We start from the raw sequence: 17,229 nt of genomic DNA on the forward strand, positions 1-17,229 counted from the left end.
CGTCGTGTTTCACTGGCATAGTAGGAAAATTTGAGTAAACTAGTTGTTTTAGTCACTTTATTATATGTCAAGCGCATTAAATATCATACCTAAGGCATGTAATTGTCTACACTTTAGTTAGTGGATTGATAAATGCGTAAATAGTTCACGACAATAGTAAGTAGGTGAACAGCGCCTTGGCTGGCAAACGCCCCAAGGGCTGACTTTTCCTCTAATTAGGAGTCACAATGGAATTTAGCGTAAAAAGTGGTAGCCCAGAGAAGCAACGCAGCGCTTGTATTGTAGTGGGTGTTTACGAGCCACGCCGCTTATCCCCTATCGGCGAGCAACTGGATCAAATCAGTGAAGGCTACATCTCTAACCTTTTACGTCGCGGCGACTTAGAAGGTAAGCCAGGGCAAACGCTATTATTACACCATGTACCGAATGTGCTAAGTGAGCGCGTACTACTTGTAGGTTGTGGTAAAGAGCGCGAGCTAGACGACAAACAGTATAAGCAAATCATTTCCAAAACCATTAATACCCTGAACGAGACTGGGGCCATGGAAGCGGTGTGCTTTTTAACAGAGCAGCATGTGAAAAGCCGTGATACGTATTGGAAAGTACGCCAAGCTGTTGAGACTACACAAGATTGCTTATACACCTTTAACCAGCTGAAAAGTAAAAAAAGCGACCCACGCCGACCACTGCGGAAAATTGTTTTCAACGTCCCAACGCGCCGCGAATTGCCGATTGGCGAAAGTGCTATTGAGCATGGTTTAGCTATCGCTTCAGGAGCCAAACTCTGTAAAGATGTCGCCAATATGCCGCCAAATATCTGTAACCCTCGTTACCTAGGTGAGCAAGCAAAAGGCTTAGAAGAAGAGTTCGAGAACGTCACCGTAAACTTGGTCGGCGAGCAAGAAATGGAAGAGCTCGGTATGCACTCTTACCTCGCCGTAGGCCGTGGCAGTGCTAACGAGTCAGTGATGTCAGTGATTCACTACAATGGCGGCGCAGAAGGCGCGGCGCCGATAGTGTTGGTAGGCAAAGGCCTGACTTTCGACTCTGGCGGTATTTCAATTAAGCCAGGCGAAGCCATGGACGAGATGAAATACGACATGGGCGGCGCAGCTGGGGTTATCGGCACCATGCGCTCCATTGCCAAAATGCAACTGCCCATTAATGTCATTGGTGTGCTTGCAGGTTGTGAAAACATGCCCAGCTCCAATGCCTATCGCCCGGGTGATATTCTAACCACGATGTCGGGGCAAACCGTCGAAGTCCTTAATACTGACGCCGAGGGACGCTTGGTACTGTGTGATGCCCTCACCTATGTGGAGGCATTCGACCCCGATACCGTGATTGACGTAGCCACCCTTACTGGTGCGTGTATCATTGCCCTGGGTGCTCATGCAACCGGCATGCTCTCTAACCATAATCCTTTGGCACATGACCTTCTTAAAGCCTCTGAGCAAAGTGGCGATCGTGCTTGGCAGCTGCCGCTATGGGATGACTATCATGAGCAGTTAGAAAGCCCGTTTGCTGATTTCACTAACTTAGGCGGTCGCGCCGCAGGCACTATTACCGCAGCCTGCTTCTTATCTAAGTTCACCAAAAAGTATAACTGGGCGCACTTAGATATTGCCGGTACGGCATGGCGCAGCGGCGGCAAAACTAAAGGCGCCACGGGGCGTCCTGTGCCGATGCTAACGCAATATTTGATTAACCGCGCTGGGGTATTGGATAACCCGCAAGATTAATCACTGCGATATCACTTCAAGCCCCTTTTTTAAGGGGCTTATTCATTGATGCAGGGGCGTGATTGTGTCAAAATTGGCGGATTAACGAGCCGCGTAGAGGGCGCAATGCACGCGTTATTTTACCTGCTAGAACATGCCGATGAGCCGGGCAGCGACGTACCGGCTCATTTTGATCTTGGCGCTCGCTTGGCGTGCGAGCAATATCGCCAAGGACAACGGGTATTTATCTTTGTTGATAATCGCGACGATGCTCATCTTGTTGATCAGCACCTATGGGCATTTGACGCCGATAGCTTTGTGCCCCACAACCTCCAAGGTGAAGGGCCGCGCGCCGGTGCCGCTGTGGAGATAGGGCTAACCCCGCCCGTGTCACGGCGCAGTGTACTGATCAACTTAGCGTCAAGCGTGCCCGATTTTATACGTCGCTTTGATACGGTGTTTGACTTTGTGCCAGCCGATGACACACGCAAACACCAAGCACGAGCAAGATATAAGCAGTTACGCGACTTAGGCGCGCAGCTGGCAACACAAAAAGTTTAAGTTAAGGTTCTGGGCAATGGATAAAACCTATAATCCGCAAGATATTGAACAATCCCTCTATCAGAAGTGGGAAGAGAACGGCTACTTTAAGCCAAGTGGTGAGGGCGACTCATACTCAATTATGATCCCACCACCAAATGTCACCGGCAGCCTACATATGGGTCACGCCTTCCAGGACACCATCATGGATACCTTAATCCGTTTCAAGCGGATGCAAGGGAATAACACATTGTGGCAGGTTGGTACCGACCATGCTGGGATCGCGACACAAATGGTGGTCGAGCGCAAACTCGCCGCCGAGGAAGATAAAACACGCCATGACCTAGGTCGTGATGCCTTTATCGATAAAATCTGGCAATGGAAGAATGAATCTGGCGGCACCATCACCAAGCAGCTACGTCGTTTAGGCGCCTCGGTGGATTGGGACCGTGAACGCTTCACTATGGATGACGGCCTATCTGAAGCGGTTAAAGAAGTCTTTGTACGCCTGTATAAAGACGACTTAATTTACCGTGGTAAGCGCCTGGTTAACTGGGATCCAAAACTACACACCGCTATTTCTGACCTTGAAGTTGAAAACAAAGACAAACAAGGGCATATGTGGAATATGCGCTATCCATTGGCCGATGGCGTCAAAACTCAGGATGGCAAAGATTACATCGTCGTCGCCACCACTCGCCCTGAGACCATGCTCGGCGATACCGGTGTGGCCGTAAACCCTGATGACGAGCGTTATCAGAACCTCATTGGCAAAGAAGTCTTGCTGCCTATCGTCAACCGCCGTATTCCTATCGTTGCCGATGAGCATGCCGATATGGAAAAAGGCACCGGCTGTGTGAAAATCACTCCTGCGCATGACTTTAACGATAATGAAGTCGGTAAACGCCACCAGTTGCCGATGATTAACGTATTCAACAAAGATGCGGCGATTCTAAGCGAAGGCGAAACCTTTACCTTTGATGGCAAACCTCTGCAGTTAGACGCCCCTATCCCTGAGCGCTTCCACGGCTTAGACCGTTTTGATGCGCGTAAGCAAGTGGTTACGGAGTTCGAGCAGGCTGGGTTATTAGAAAAGATTGACGATCACAGCTTAACCGTGCCCTACGGCGATCGCTCTGGGGTGGTGATTGAGCCCCTACTTACCGACCAATGGTATGTGCGCGTTGCACCACTGGCCGAGCCAGCTATCAAAGCCGTTGAAGACGGTGATATTGAGTTCGTACCAAAGCAATACGAAAACATGTACTTTTCTTGGATGCGCGACATTCAAGACTGGTGTATTTCACGCCAGCTATGGTGGGGCCACCGTATTCCAGCGTGGTACGACAACAACGGCAACGTGTATGTTGGACGCGATGAAGCAGAAGTGCGCCGCGAGCATAACCTCGATGACGATGTCACGCTCAGCCAAGATGACGACGTACTCGATACTTGGTTCTCATCAGCATTGTGGACCTTCTCAACCCTTGGTTGGCCGAACAACGTTGAAGACTTAAAAGTATTCCATCCGTCTAACGTGTTGGTCACTGGTTTCGACATCATTTTCTTCTGGGTTGCCCGTATGATTATGATGACTCTGCATTTCATCAAAGATGACAATGGCAAGCCTCAGGTACCGTTTAAAACCGTGTATGTGACTGGCCTGATTCGCGATGAGAATGGCGATAAAATGTCGAAGTCTAAGGGTAACGTGCTTGACCCACTGGACATGATTGACGGCATCGATTTGGAAAGCCTAGTGACTAAGCGCACCGGCAACATGATGCAGCCGCAGCTGGCGAAGAAAATCGAAAAGAACACCCGTAAAACCTTCGCTGAGGGCATTGAGCCGCATGGCACCGATGCCCTGCGTTTCACTCTTGCAGCCATGGCGTCAACAGGTCGTGATATCAACTGGGATATGAACCGCCTGGAAGGTTACCGTAACTTCTGTAACAAGCTGTGGAATGCTAGCCGTTACGTGCTTATGAACACCGAAGAGCAAGATTGCGGCTTCAACGATGCACAGCGCGAGTACTCGCTGGCGGATCGCTGGATTCAAGGGCAGTTCCAACAAACCGTGAAAACCTTTACTGAACACTTGGACAACTACCGTTTTGACCTTGCTGCTAACACGATTTACGAGTTCACCTGGAACCAGTTCTGTGACTGGTACCTCGAGCTGACTAAACCGGTGTTATTTAAAGGCACCGAGACCCAGCAACGCGGCACCCGTCATACGCTGATCACTGTGCTTGAAGGACTACTGCGTTTGATGCACCCGCTAATGCCATATATCACCGAAACTATTTGGCAGCGTGTGGCTCCGCTTGCAGGTATCAAAGCCGATACCATTATGACCCAAGCGTTCCCTGCGTTTGAGCAAGATAAAGTCGATAGCACCGCGATGGCTGATTTAGAGTGGATGAAACAATTTATTGTCGCCATTCGCAATATTCGCGGTGAAATGGACATTAGCCCAAGCAAACCATTGAACGTGTTGCTTGCTCAGGCTTCTGCCGAGGATACTCGTCGTTTACAAGAAAATCAGACTTTCCTAGCCGCTCTAGCCAAGTTAGAAGATGTGACCGTGCTTGATAACGTCGACGACGCGCCAGCGTGTGCGACCGCCTACGTGGGTCAACTCGAGATCATGATCCCCATGGCCGGACTGATTGATGTAGACGCTGAGTTAGCGCGTATTACTAAGCAATTGGAAAAAGCTGAAAAAGGTCTGGCTCAAGTTGAGAAAAAGCTCGCTAACGAGAAGTTTGTCAACAATGCGCCTGAAGCCGTGCTTGAAAAAGAAAAGTCGAAGCTTGCAGAGTACAGCGAAGCCAAGGCGAAATTGCTCGAGCAAAAAGCAAAAATCGAAAGCCTGTAAAAACTGTTAGGCAACAATCATAACGCGAGCTCAGGCTCGCGTTTTTTATGCCCGCGCCGCATACAAATAAGCACAAAAAAGCCAAGCGGTTGCTTGGCTTTTTCATCTCAGCGTCTCTTAGAAGCTGTAGTTGTACTGTGCACCCACCAGGTAAGCATGGCCTTCAGACTCAAAGCCCCATTGCTGCCCTAGGTTGTCACCTTCAACAAAGTTTTGGGTTTTACCGCGTAAAATACTGGCACCTAAATCAACGCTAGACGCTTCATCGATAAACCACTCTGCACCAAAAGAGAGCCAGAAGCGGTCGGTATCTGGGATAGAGATAGACAGATGCTTCTGCGCCACTGGCGATTCATCAAAGGCTAAACCAGCACGCAATTTAATATCGTTTGTTAGCTGGTAGTCACCACCGATTGACACACGGATTGAATCCGAGAAGTCTTCGTTTTTGCTAAATACCGGTCCCTCACTCACTGGCACATAGGCTTCAAGCTTGTCAAAGCTACTCCAGCCTGTCCAAAGCACACTGTAGTGTAGGCCATAATCTTGGTTTAACTGGTGTGAGCCTGAGAATTCAGCAATCGCTGGCAGGGTTAAATCAACCGTGCCAGGTAAAGTTTGCCCATTAAGGCCGCCCAATGCTGCCGGAAGCTGATTGGTGTAGTCACCTTCAAATGTGAGGTCTGTTTCGCTGCGATAATGGAAGCCAAGACGGTTGTCACTATCTAGGTCATAGGCCAGGCCTACATTCCAGCCAAAGCCATAGTCGTCGCCCTCAAGGTGAACCGCTTCTAGGTTTGCCGGTGCACCTAGCGGGTTTGCGCCAAGGTTACGGACAATTTTTGCATCGGCGTATATGTGGTTAACACCCAGTGCCAAGGTCAGAGCTTCGTCCACTTTATAAGAAACCGATACATTAGAGTTAATGGTGACGATTTCAGTTTCACCAGCAAGCTGACCTGCGGCATAATCACTGGCAAACTCAGTAGCTAGACCAAAGTTAGAGAAGGCACCAAAGCCCACTGCCACCTTATCGTTTACCGGGAGTACAAAGTAACCGGCAGGGACCACCGCGCTAGGGGCGATGCTATCGTCGTTTAACACGTTAGGGTTTAGGCCATTGTTAGTGCTTTCGCCTTCAAGGCTCACGTCTGGCTCGACATAAATTGCCGCCACGCTCAACTGTGCCGTTTCAAATTGCGACATCAGTGCGGGGTTACGGGCAACCACAGATGCATCATCAGCAATGGCTGCTTCACCAGCGTAGGCGCGGCCTAAGCCTGACGCATTTTGCTCTGCCAGCTGAAAAGCGGCAGCGAAAGATTCTGTTGATAATAGCGCCAATGAAGCCGCTAAAATTGTCTTTTTGAATTGCATACTTCTTTCTCATTGTTGTCATTTTAACTGGCATACACTAGCGTATTTCATGCAAAAAAACTGTTAAATATGGTTAACATAGCGTAATTTAAGGGCAATATTTACATAATTTTACGATTTTAAAGACTGATTAGACCTCAAACACTCAAATGATATAAATTCTCATTATCATTGACTATTTATCTAATATCGCTACACTGCGGGTATTAAAAAAGTGAACAGGAATGTCCTATGGTGCTCGTTATAATGCTTATTTTGGTTGCGCTGGTGTTTTGCGCTATCAGTGTATTTGCATTTTTACGTGCGAACTACTGCGCCTGCCACCATCAAGGCGAGTGCGACAACCCCGTAAGCCAATATTGGCTCGCTTCAATGCTGGCCTCGCTGGTAAGTTTGGGGCTGTGTTGTATTGCCCTGCATACGACACAAGGCACCATGGTATGGTTTATATTAACGGGGAGTTGTTTTAGTGGCGCATTAATCGCTGCGAAGCGCCAAGGAAAAAAGCAGTGTGAACGTGCTAAGGCAGCAAGTGCTCCTTTAACAAACGAGACAAATTAAGGTCAAACTCTAAGGGAGAGGTGCTACCCAAGATTTTGATATCGTCTTTGCTGACACTTAAATCTACGTCTTTGGCGGTAATGTGGTGACGGTGCTGAGTGTTATAAAACACCCGTACCTTAGGTTTGATAGGATTAGCCTCATTGCCCTGCACTACCAAAGCCAAACGCTCATTAGTGAGCTTTACCAAGGTTCCCACCGGATGGATCCCGACACATTTTATAAAGCGCTGCACTAGGGCTTGGTCAAACATCGCCTTTTGCGCTAGTAAGAAACGCAGTGCCGTTAGCGGCTCCTCACCTTTTTTATAGGGCTTATCTGCCACCATCGCAGCATACACATCCACCAGCGCTAAAATACGTGCTTCACGAGATAACTTATCGGCTTTGATACCACGCGGGTAGCCGCTGCCGTCTAAACGCTCATGATGGTTAACAACCATTTCTAACATCATGCTGGAGATGTGCTTTTGCCCCTTAAGCATGGTTAGGCTTAGCGCCACGTGTTTACGTACCGCCTTGGTTTCAAGCTCAGTGAGTTTACCTGGCTTCGATAGAATTCCTTGCGGTACTTTGGCCAGACCAATGTCATGCAACAAGGCCGCTAACGCCATTTGCCGCACTTTATTAATTTCGAAACCTAAATATTTGGCAAAAATAGCGGTCAAGATGGCACAATTCATCATATGACGCCAAGTGTAGCTATTTCTATCGCGCAGCAGTGTCAGCGCGGCCATTGCGTCTGGGTTACGAAAAACTGAGTCAACAATATCATCAGCGATACCACTGAGTAGTGCCATATTGACTTGCATGCCTGATGTCAGCTCGTTGTACATGGCACGCAGTTTACCCAAGCTTTGATCATAGCAAGTGCTAGCGATGAGGAACTCTTGCTCTAGCGTCGCCTGACTGTGATCACGGTCACTAAGCTTCGGCTTTTCTGCTTGGCTTGCGATATCTTGCGACTCGCCAGTGTGTTCTTTCTTAGACTTGGGTTTTAAATGCGTGGGAATAGGGATATCGCTTTGTGCGAAATCGATGGTCAGCTCTTCCACTCCCTCACTCAGCAGGCGCTTAATGATGGAAGCATCTCTGACCATGCCTCGGGTTTTTATCTTTATTGACGCACCTTGGGCCTGCTTATTTACCCGGTCAACAAACATGCCGGTTTTTAGCTCGCTAATAGGTAAGGAGATCAACATAGAGGACTGTACGAAAGCTGAATAAACTCAGATAAAATTACCACTAAATGGTAAATAAAGTCCATAAAAGGTGGTTAAAACCACCCTTTAGTCTTGGAAGTAAGTGCCCCAGCCATCGTATTCCACGCCGTTATCGGCGGCAATGGCTACCAGCTTATCAACATCTTCCATAATAACGTCGGCATCCAGCTCCGACTCAACCACCACATCAAAGCCCCAGATAGTTCCCCCTTCTTCGAGCTCCAACTCAGCCGGTTCTTCCACATCAAAGCCAGCCTTAAAAGCAGCTAACGCGGCATTTTCTAGGGCATTAAAATCTTCACACACAAAGTGGTGTTCTACCTCATATAAAATTTCCGGATTAGAGCCATCTTCAAGTAAAGATTCGACAATTTCTTCGCTAATTTCGCGCCAGTTTTCCATTATGTTCTCTCATTCAATTGCGCCAGTGTCTGAGCCATCAAGGCATGGAAATGATCCGCATATTCGCGCGGGCTCATCGAGGCATCCAATAATTGTGGCGCCAGCATTTTGATGTAAATAGTACCATTATCCCAGCGATTTAGCTTGATGGTTTTGTGGGTATCACTCATTACTACCGGCACCACAGGGACCTTGGCATTGAGTGCGGTGTGGAACGCGCCGGTTTTAAATGGCAACAAGCCACGACCATAACTACGGGTGCCCTCTGGAAACATCCACAGTGATAACCCGCCTTTTTTGAGTTTTTCGGTGGTTTTAGCAATGGTGGCCATCGCCCGTGAACGATTTGCACGATCGATAAGAATATTGCCCGACAACCAATAAATTTGGCCAAAAAATGGGATCCATTTTAAGCTTTTTTTACCCAAACTTACGGTATTACGCTGCAGCGCACCGGGGAGTAAAAATAAATCATAGTTATTCTGATGGTTAGCAACATAGACCGCAGGCGAACCAGTCACAATGGCTGGGTCTTTCTCAATAACAACATTCACCCCCAGCAACTTAGGCATCTTTGCATACCAGCTACCAATCACCCGCACGTTATCACCGTGAAACGGGCGTACCAAGCACAAGATAAACCCCGCGATAAAGCTTAAGGGGACAAACACAGCCATGGCTAACAAACGCAATAAAGCCAGCACGATAAACTCCACATAACCTGAATTGTCGGCATTATACATAGGCGAATTATTTTAAGCGAACACTTGTACGCTGTTATTGCTTTCTCACTAAGTGCGCTATACGTGTTGGAAAAAAGCGATGCCACGCATCGGTTTTTATCGTTTCCAATTTCGCTGTCATTAAGGCCTTATAGACTACACTTGTTTAATCTTAGTTCATCTCCACAGCTCTATAGTAAGTGAATGAATTTATTACCGTTAGATTCCTTAAGGAGGACGATATGGGTAAGTGTCCAGTGATGCATGGCAGCCAAACCACGCAAGCAAAACCTAATACTGATTGGTGGCCCAACGCACTCAACCTCGATATTTTGCATCAGCACGATAGCAAAACAAGCCCCTACGGCGAGCATTTTAATTACGCTGAGGAGTTCAAAAAGCTCGACTTAGAGGCGGTGAAAAACGATCTTAAAACACTGATGACTGACAGCCAGGCATGGTGGCCTGCCGACTGGGGCCATTATGGTGGGTTGATGATTCGTATGGCTTGGCACTCCGCAGGTTCATATCGCCTTGCTGATGGTCGCGGTGGGGGTGGTACCGGTAACCAACGCTTTGCTCCGCTTAATTCATGGCCTGATAATGCCAATTTGGATAAAGCACGGCGATTACTGTGGCCTATCAAGAAAAAGTACGGTAACAAACTCTCATGGGCCGATTTAATGATCCTTGCCGGCAACATGGCCTATGAGTCCATGGGACTGAAAACCTTTGGTTTCGCCGGTGGCCGCGAGGATATTTGGCACCCAGAAAAAGACGTTTACTGGGGCGCAGAAAAAGAGTGGCTAGCACCGAGCGATGAGCGCTACGACAATGTTGAGAAGCCGCAAAGTATGGAAAACCCTCTCGCCGCCGTGCAAATGGGGCTTATCTACGTTAACCCTGAAGGGGTTAATGGCGAACCAGACCCGCTCAAGACCGCAGCGCAAGTCAGAGAGACATTTGCTCGTATGGCCATGGATGACGAGGAAACCGCAGCCTTGACCGTCGGTGGTCATACTGTAGGCAAAACCCACGGTAATGGCGATGCCGAAATACTTGGCCCCGAGCCAGAAGCCGCCGATGTTTTCGAACAAGGGCTGGGTTGGAATAACCACCACCAGCGCGGGATCGGTCGCGATACGGTCACCTCAGGATTAGAAGGAGCATGGACCACCTACCCAACAAAATGGGACAACGGATATTGCCACCTACTGCTTAACTACGAATGGCAGCTCAAGAAAAGTCCTGCGGGCGCTTGGCAGTGGGAGCCTATTGATATGAAAGAGGAAGATAAGCCCGTTGATGTCGAAGATCCATCTATTCGCTGCAATCCGATCATGACCGACGCCGATATGGCGATGAAGCTTGACCCCAGCTATCGCAAAATCATCGAGCGCTTTCACAACGACTTTGATTACTTTAGCGATGTCTTCGCCCGCGCTTGGTTTAAACTAACCCATCGTGATTTAGGCCCTAAATCTCGTTACCTCGGCGCCGATGTGCCAAGTGAAGATTTAATTTGGCAAGACCCTATCCCGAGTGTCGATTACGTACTTAGTAGTTCCGAGCAGGCTGAACTTAAACAGCAAATACTGGCGTGCCCAGTGAGTGCCGCCGACCTTATCTGCACCGCATGGGACAGTGCTCGCACCTTTCGTAGCTCAGACTATCGTGGCGGTGCCAATGGCGCGCGCATCCGTTTGACACCACAAAAAGATTGGCTTGGCAACGAACCTGAACGCTTAAATCGGGTACTTGATGCATTGACGCAATTGCAAAGCACCTTAGACAAACCCATTAGCATGGCCGACCTCATTGTTCTCGGTGGCACTGCAGCCATTGAGCAAGCGGCAAAAGCCGGGGGCGTAGATATCAATGTGCCCTTTAGCGCGGGGCGCGGCGATGCGACCGATGAAATGACCGATGGCGAGTCATTCGAGCCACTGGAACCTATTCATGATGGCTATCGCAACTGGTTAAAGCAAGACTACGCCGTTCCAGCGGAAGAATTGTTACTTGAACGCACGCAGTTGATGGGCTTAACGGCACCGGAGATGACCGTGTTATTAGGCGGAATGCGTATGTTAGGTACCAACCATGGTGGCTCCAAGCACGGTGTGTTTACCGACCGTGAAGGGGTGCTGAGCAATGACTTCTTCGTTAACCTCACCGACATGGCATACCAGTGGCAGCCTAAAGAGAATGGGCTTTATGATATTGTTGAGCGCAGCACAGGCAAAGTGAAGTGGACCGCTACCCGCGTTGATCTGGTGTTTGGCTCAAACTCTATCCTGCGCAGTTATGCTGAGTTTTACGCTCAAGACGATAACAAAGAACGCTTTGTCCACGATTTTATCAAAGCCTGGGTTAAAGTCATGGACGCCGATCGCTTCGACCTGTAAGTGACAAAAGCCGTTAAAGTAAAAAGAGGGCCAAGGCCCTCTTTTTTAATCTTCGCTAAGCGTTTCCTCGTCAGGCGCTTCACTGGCTTTGGCGCTCAGCTCTATATCGCAGCCATCGACTCGCTGTAGACCGCGCGGTAGCTTATTGCCTCGGCGTCCGCGCTCTCCATAATAGTGCTCGAGGTCTGCGGGCTTAAGCGTCAGTTTGCGCTTACCTGCATGCAAGGTCACGCTCGCACCCTCGGGAACCACGGTGAGTAACTTCACATACTCTTCGCGCGCCTGTACCTTGGCACTGGGTATGGAGATAATCTTATTCCCTTTCCCTTTGGCGAGCTTAGGCAAGTCTCGTAACGGGAACAGTAACATGCGACCTTCACTGGAAATAGCCATGCAGTAGTCTTTACTGACATCATTCACAGCAATAGGCTGGAACAATAACCCGCCTTTGGGCAAACTTACCAGTGCCTTACCATTTTTGTTCTTACTGACCAAATCGGCAAATTCAGCAACGAAGCCGTAACCGGCATCACTGGCCATCAGTAACAGTTGCTCATTCTCTGCCATCACCGCGTGTTCAAGTGTGGCGCCCGTAGCGATATTAAAACGCCCCGACATCGGTTCACCTTGGCTGCGCGCTGAGGGCAGACTGTGTGCGTCGGTGGCAAAGGCGCGGCCACTGGAGTCGAGGAATACCGCCGGCTGATTGCTCTTGCCTTTGGCGCTGGCTTTAAACTTATCGCCTGCGCGATAGTTTAAGCCCTCGGCATCCACTTCATGACCTTTGGCCACTCGCGCCCAGCCTTTTTCGGAAAGCACCACAGTGACCGACTCTGAGGGGAGCAGGTCTTTTTCGCTCAGTGCTTTGGCTTCTTCACGTTCAACTACAGGCGAGCGACGATCATCACCGTATAACTCAGCCGCTTCTTGAATTTCTTTTTTCATTAGCGTCGACATACGGCGCTCTGAACCTAAGATCAGCTGCAGTTTGTCACGCTCTTGTTCCAACTCGTCTTGCTCGCCGCGAATTTTCATTTCTTCAAGCTTAGCAAGGTGACGAAGTTTCAAATCGAGAATTGCTTCAGCTTGTTTTTCACTGAGGCCATAGCGCTCCATCAATACCGGCTTTGGTTCGTCTTCGCTGCGAATAATAGCAATGACTTCATCAATATTGAGGTAGGCAATCATCAAGCCTTCGAGAATATGCAGTCGCGCGAGCACTTTATCTAGGCGGTACTGCAACCGTCGACGCACCGTATCACGACGGAAAGTCAGCCATTCGCTAAGAATACTGCGTAAGTCTTTCACTTGCGGTCGACCATCAAGGCCGATCATATTGAGGTTAACGCGGTAATTCTTTTCCAAATCCGTGGTGGCAAATAAATGCGCCATCAGCGGCTCGACTTTTACCCGGTTAGAGCGTGGCACCACAACGATGCGGGTTGGGTTTTCATGATCCGACTCGTCGCGTAAATCGGCCACCATCGGCAGTTTCTTTGCCGTCATTTGGTTGGCGATTTGCTCCAACACCTTGGCGCCTGAACACTGATGTGGCAATGCAGTGATCACCACTTCACCCTGCTCAATATGGTATTTAGCCCGCATTTTCAGTGAGCCACGGCCACTGGTGTAGAGCTTTTCAATGTCCGCCTTGGGAGTAATGATTTCCGCTTCGGTGGGGTAATCGGGTGCCTTAACCAGCTCCAGTAACTCCGCCAATTCGGTCTTGGGTTTGTCCAATAACAGACAACAGGCATTAGCCAATTCGCGCACATTGTGCGGTGGAATATCGGTTGCCATGCCCACAGCAATACCCGTTACTCCATTAAGTAAAATGTGCGGTAAGCGTGCAGGCAGTACCTCAGGCTCCTTCATGGTGCCATCGAAGTTGGGGATCCAATCAGCGGTGCCCTGGCCTAACTCTTTTAGCAGTACCTCAGAGAATTTTGACAACCGCGCTTCGGTATAACGCATCGCTGCAAAGGACTTAGGATCGTCGGCGGCCCCCCAGTTACCTTGGCCATCAACCAAGGGGTAACGATATGAAAAAGGCTGTGCCATCAGTACCATAGCTTCATAGCAAGCACTATCACCATGGGGGTGGTACTTACCGAGCACATCACCCACAGTACGGGCAGACTTTTTATATTTAGCCGCTGCAGAGAGCCCCAGCTCACTCATTGCGTAGACAATGCGCCGTTGCACGGGCTTGAGACCATCACCAATATGAGGTAAGGCCCGGTCCATGATCACATACATGGAATAATTGAGGTAGGCGTCTTCGGTGAAGCGCCCCATGGTAAGTTGCTCTATGCCTTGTTGTGACAAGGTCGTTGTTTGTGTCATTGATACTTACCCAAACTTACTTCTTGTTATAGTGCACGCGATAAATCGCGTTAGCGTAATCATCGGAGACCAGCAAGCTGCCATCGGCCATTTGCACCATGGCAACGGGTCGGCCAAAGGTTTCTTCGTTTTCCATAAAACCGGTTATAAATGGCTCGTAGCCAGTCACTTGGCCATCTTCTACCTTAGCCATCATAACCCGGTAGCCCGCTTTTTTACTGCGGTTCCACGAACCATGCTCAGCCACAAAAAGCTGTTTGTCGTAGTCACTTGGAAATTGCTCGCCAGTGTAAAAATGAATACCTAGTGGCGCCACGTGAGCACCTAAATTTAGCGCTGGCTGAGTGTAATCGGCAGCGTTTTTGCCTTTGCCGAACTCCGGATCCGGGATTGTACCACCGTGGAAGTATGGAAAGCCAAAATGTTGCCCTACTTCATCGATACGGTTAATTTCACACGGCGGAATATCATCACCCATCATGTCACGACCGTTATCGCTAAACCACAGTTTGCCACTGTCTGGATGGTAATCGAAACCAACTGAATTACGCACCCCCTCTGCAAGGGTGGTAAGCTCTTTGCTCTCTAAATTCAGGGAGAAAATACGGCCAAATTCAGGGTCTTCTGCGCAGACGTTACAGGGCACGCCGACAGGCACAATAAGCTCACCGCTGGGAGCGAAGCGAATAAACTTCCAACCGTGGTGGCGCTTATCGGGAAACTTGTCATACACCACTTCTAGTTTGGCTTTATCAAGCTTGTTGTCGATATCATCAAAGCGAATAATGCGCTCTACCTCAGCAACGTACAGTGCTCCGTCTTTATAGGCTATGCCCGAAGGCATGTTAAGACCTTCAGCAATCAGCACCTGTTTATCGGCACGGCCGTCTTGGTCTTTATCAATTAAGGCGTAAACATTACCCGCTTTACGCGAACCGGCATAGACCACACCATTTTCGGAAATGGCTAGTTGCCGCGCGTTATCAACATTTAGCGCGTACGGCTCGATGGTGAAGCCTGCGGGAACCGACAGTCTGTCGGTGATATCTGTTGCCATCGCACTGCTGGCGAAGGTTAACCCAAGTAATGCACTAACAAGTTTGTTATTCATAAATCACCTTATTTCGACCGCTGTTTTTTGCTTGATAGAGTAATTTGTCCACGGCGCTAAGCAGCGCTTTGGCAGAGTCATAATCATTACTGCGCTGCAGTACCCCAAAACTCGCCGTTACTCGTAACTCATGATTATTGCTTTTTACTGTATCCGAGCACAAACTATTGCGCAAACGCTCTGCGATCTCAACGGCTTGCTCAAGGTCGGTGTCTGGTAGCACCACCAAAAACTCTTCCCCCCCAGTGCGCCCAAGCATATCGCTCTGGCGTACCATGTAGCTAAAACGTTTGGTCACACAGATTAATACATCGTCGCCGACACTATGCCCATACTCATCGTTAATACGTTTAAAATGATCAATATCGCAGGCGATCACAGCAAAAGGCTGATTGTCTTGCCACAAGCTATCGACTTTATCCATGACATGGCGACGGTTTGCCACCGCCGTAAGGCTATCGGTGACCGCAAGCGCGCGAAAGCGCTGTCGCAAACGATATTGTCGCCAAGAAAAAGCAAGCACGGTGATAAGCACTAAACTACCGAGAAAAATGATTCCTTGCTGTAGTCGGTGCTGTCGCTCGGAAGCCTCGAGTTCTAGCTCTTGCAGTGACTGCTGCTGCGCCAAAATACGGTTATTAAGTTCTATTTGCTCGGTATCAAACTGCACTTTATGGCGCGCTTTGGCCACGGCTCCAACACTGTCGTAATGTTGCTCACTGGCCTGAATATACTGCTCTAACAAGTCCACTGCTCTTGGGTAATCTTGCTGGCGCTTGGCCAATTGCGCTTTTAATTCCAGCAACTCCAAATTGCGATGAATACTGCCTTGCTCTGCTTGTGATTGCCGCCGTTGTTCAATGTTGCGCAATATATGCTGAGCCTCTTCAAGGCGGTTTTGTTGCAAGCGAATACGCGCTTGCAAAAATTGATGGGCACGCTCATTAGCTGCATCTTCAACCACCCAAACCCAGTGCTCACTTTTATCTAATGCTTGGTCTGCTTGTTCGGTTTTCCCCATCTGCGCATAAGCAAGCGCCAACCCAAAGTAGGTAAAGTATTTACCTTGTGGGTCGTCGCGTTTAGCCCCAAGTGGCAACATTGCTTGAAAGTATTCCAACGCTGTTTGGGGGTCATTGAGTTCGATGTAAATAGAACCAATATTAAACAGCGACACCATTTGATCGAAGTACAAACCATGCTCGCTAAAATAATTAAGCGCTTTAGTTTGCATAGCCAATGCTTGGTCGTAATCGAACAGGTATTCGTGGGTTTTCGCCATACTTGATTCAAGATACGCGATTTGCAGCTCTGAGCCGTGTTCAAGTAACAACCGATAAGCCCGAGAGAAATAGCCTAATGCTTTTATCTCTTGGTCGTTGTAAACGTAAAAAGTGCCGATGGCGCTGTACACTTCAGCTTGTAGAAGAGGGGCGAGGTCTTGGACTTGCTGCTCGGCTTGGCTGTAGAGTTCAGTCGCTGCGTCTAGCTTGCCTTGGCGGTCAAATAGTTGCGCACGGGCAAGCAACAGGAGTACTTGTTGTGATGGCCTAAGTTCATCTGCTGTGGCGGTGAGCTTATCGGTTAAACGCTGTGCGTCACTATCGCGCCCTACAAGTAAGTAGTTGCTGACCAGCTCAAGTTCAAACGCTGCGCGTTGCAATGCACTGAGCCCGCTATGGTTATCAAGTAGTTGTTCAGTAAAGTTAACAGCTTCTACAGGGTCTTGAACGCTGTATTCATCCAATTGCTTGAGCTGCTGATTCAGCCACGCGTCGGAATACTGCTCTGGCTCGCTTGCCAGCGCCGAGCCGACAAACACAAGCAATAGTATATGCTGGCAAAGCAGTAATACGCGTTTCATAGCTATCCTTAATTTAATATGGCCTCGTTTAAATAGACCACACCGCAAGTAAAGGGAAGGTGAACGGCTAACAC

General features: G+C 49.0%; 12 protein-coding genes. 5 read left to right on the top strand and 7 right to left on the bottom strand.

The window, feature by feature from the left end; genetic code table 11:
- Positions 1–227 precede the first annotated feature (227 nt).
- From pepA to MHM93_RS09995, 3 genes are all read left to right on the top strand, one after another.
- Entirely contained in the window at positions 228–1,742 is a 1,515-nt protein-coding gene (gene pepA / locus MHM93_RS09985; protein WP_045979554.1) for a leucyl aminopeptidase, read from the top strand.
- Between the two features lie 105 nt (positions 1,743–1,847).
- Positions 1,848–2,282, top strand: a complete 435-nt coding sequence (locus tag MHM93_RS09990; RefSeq protein ID WP_239449050.1) for a DNA polymerase III subunit chi — start codon at positions 1,848–1,850, stop codon at positions 2,280–2,282.
- 16 nt (positions 2,283–2,298) lie between these two features.
- Complete coding sequence (locus tag MHM93_RS09995) at positions 2,299–5,145, top strand: valine--tRNA ligase (RefSeq protein ID WP_239449051.1); 2,847 nt, start codon at positions 2,299–2,301, stop codon at positions 5,143–5,145.
- A gap of 117 nt (positions 5,146–5,262) precedes the next feature.
- On the opposite strand, the gene MHM93_RS10000 is transcribed toward MHM93_RS09995, so the two are convergent.
- Positions 5,263–6,522 (bottom strand): outer membrane protein transport protein, encoded by a 1,260-nt coding sequence (locus tag MHM93_RS10000; protein WP_239449052.1) that lies wholly within the window; start codon positions 6,520–6,522, stop codon positions 5,263–5,265.
- 231 nt (positions 6,523–6,753) lie between these two features.
- On the opposite strand from MHM93_RS10000, the gene MHM93_RS10005 reads away from it, so the two are divergent.
- A complete protein-coding gene (locus tag MHM93_RS10005) occupies positions 6,754–7,083 on the top strand; it encodes a hypothetical protein (protein ID WP_138547988.1) in 330 nt (109 codons plus the stop codon).
- Here the strand turns inward: MHM93_RS10005 and MHM93_RS10010 are convergent.
- The 3 genes from MHM93_RS10010 to MHM93_RS10020 form a co-directional block, all read right to left on the bottom strand.
- Positions 7,043–8,284: an HD-GYP domain-containing protein gene (locus tag MHM93_RS10010; RefSeq protein WP_239449053.1), complete on the bottom strand. Its 1,242-nt coding sequence runs from the start codon at positions 8,282–8,284 to the stop codon at positions 7,043–7,045. The two genes, MHM93_RS10005 and MHM93_RS10010, sit on opposite strands and share 41 nt — an antisense overlap.
- A gap of 87 nt (positions 8,285–8,371) precedes the next feature.
- Positions 8,372–8,707, bottom strand: coding sequence for a ribonuclease E inhibitor RraB (gene rraB, locus MHM93_RS10015; RefSeq protein WP_022946294.1), 336 nt, complete (start codon positions 8,705–8,707; stop codon positions 8,372–8,374).
- Complete coding sequence (locus MHM93_RS10020; protein WP_026111301.1) at positions 8,707–9,411, bottom strand: 1-acylglycerol-3-phosphate O-acyltransferase; 705 nt, start codon at positions 9,409–9,411, stop codon at positions 8,707–8,709. The genes rraB and MHM93_RS10020 overlap by 1 nt, the downstream gene beginning before the upstream one ends.
- Before the next feature lie 260 nt (positions 9,412–9,671).
- Here MHM93_RS10020 and katG point away from each other — a divergent pair, with 260 nt between their 5' ends.
- Positions 9,672–11,834: a catalase/peroxidase HPI gene (gene katG, locus MHM93_RS10025; protein WP_239449054.1), complete on the top strand. Its 2,163-nt coding sequence runs from the start codon at positions 9,672–9,674 to the stop codon at positions 11,832–11,834.
- Positions 11,835–11,879: 45 nt separating this feature from the next.
- Here katG and parC read toward each other — a convergent pair whose 3' ends face one another.
- The 3 genes from parC to MHM93_RS10040 are packed head-to-tail and all read right to left on the bottom strand — an operon-like array spanning position 11,880 to position 17,155.
- Positions 11,880–14,180, bottom strand: coding sequence for a DNA topoisomerase IV subunit A (parC, locus tag MHM93_RS10030; RefSeq protein WP_239449055.1), 2,301 nt, complete (start codon positions 14,178–14,180; stop codon positions 11,880–11,882).
- 16 nt (positions 14,181–14,196) lie between these two features.
- A complete protein-coding gene (locus tag MHM93_RS10035) occupies positions 14,197–15,291 on the bottom strand; it encodes a PQQ-dependent sugar dehydrogenase (RefSeq protein WP_022946298.1) in 1,095 nt (364 codons plus the stop codon).
- Complete coding sequence (locus tag MHM93_RS10040) at positions 15,284–17,155, bottom strand: GGDEF domain-containing protein (RefSeq protein ID WP_239449056.1); 1,872 nt, start codon at positions 17,153–17,155, stop codon at positions 15,284–15,286. The genes MHM93_RS10035 and MHM93_RS10040 overlap by 8 nt, the downstream gene beginning before the upstream one ends.
- Positions 17,156–17,229: the final 74 nt, after the last annotated feature.

This window comes from Pseudoalteromonas sp. MM17-2 (assembly GCF_022347945.1).
Taxonomy (GTDB): Bacteria; Pseudomonadota; Gammaproteobacteria; order Enterobacterales; family Alteromonadaceae; genus Pseudoalteromonas; species Pseudoalteromonas ruthenica.

Excerpts from the sequence above, each read along its gene's own strand:
- pepA (WP_045979554.1), top strand. The coding sequence starts at position 228 with ATGGAATTTAGCGTAAAAAGTGGTAGCCCAGAGAAGCAACGCAGCGCT.
- MHM93_RS09990 (WP_239449050.1), top strand. The coding sequence starts at position 1,848 with ATGCACGCGTTATTTTACCTGCTAGAACATGCCGATGAGCCGGGCAGC.
- MHM93_RS09995 (WP_239449051.1), top strand. The coding sequence starts at position 2,299 with ATGGATAAAACCTATAATCCGCAAGATATTGAACAATCCCTCTATCAG.
- MHM93_RS10000 (WP_239449052.1), bottom strand. The coding sequence starts at position 6,522 with ATGCAATTCAAAAAGACAATTTTAGCGGCTTCATTGGCGCTATTATCA.
- MHM93_RS10005 (WP_138547988.1), top strand. The coding sequence starts at position 6,754 with ATGGTGCTCGTTATAATGCTTATTTTGGTTGCGCTGGTGTTTTGCGCT.
- MHM93_RS10010 (WP_239449053.1), bottom strand. The coding sequence starts at position 8,284 with ATGTTGATCTCCTTACCTATTAGCGAGCTAAAAACCGGCATGTTTGTT.
- rraB (WP_022946294.1), bottom strand. The coding sequence starts at position 8,707 with ATGGAAAACTGGCGCGAAATTAGCGAAGAAATTGTCGAATCTTTACTT.
- katG (WP_239449054.1), top strand. The coding sequence starts at position 9,672 with ATGGGTAAGTGTCCAGTGATGCATGGCAGCCAAACCACGCAAGCAAAA.
- parC (WP_239449055.1), bottom strand. The coding sequence starts at position 14,180 with ATGACACAAACAACGACCTTGTCACAACAAGGCATAGAGCAACTTACC.
- MHM93_RS10035 (WP_022946298.1), bottom strand. The coding sequence starts at position 15,291 with ATGAATAACAAACTTGTTAGTGCATTACTTGGGTTAACCTTCGCCAGC.
- MHM93_RS10040 (WP_239449056.1), bottom strand. The coding sequence starts at position 17,155 with ATGAAACGCGTATTACTGCTTTGCCAGCATATACTATTGCTTGTGTTT.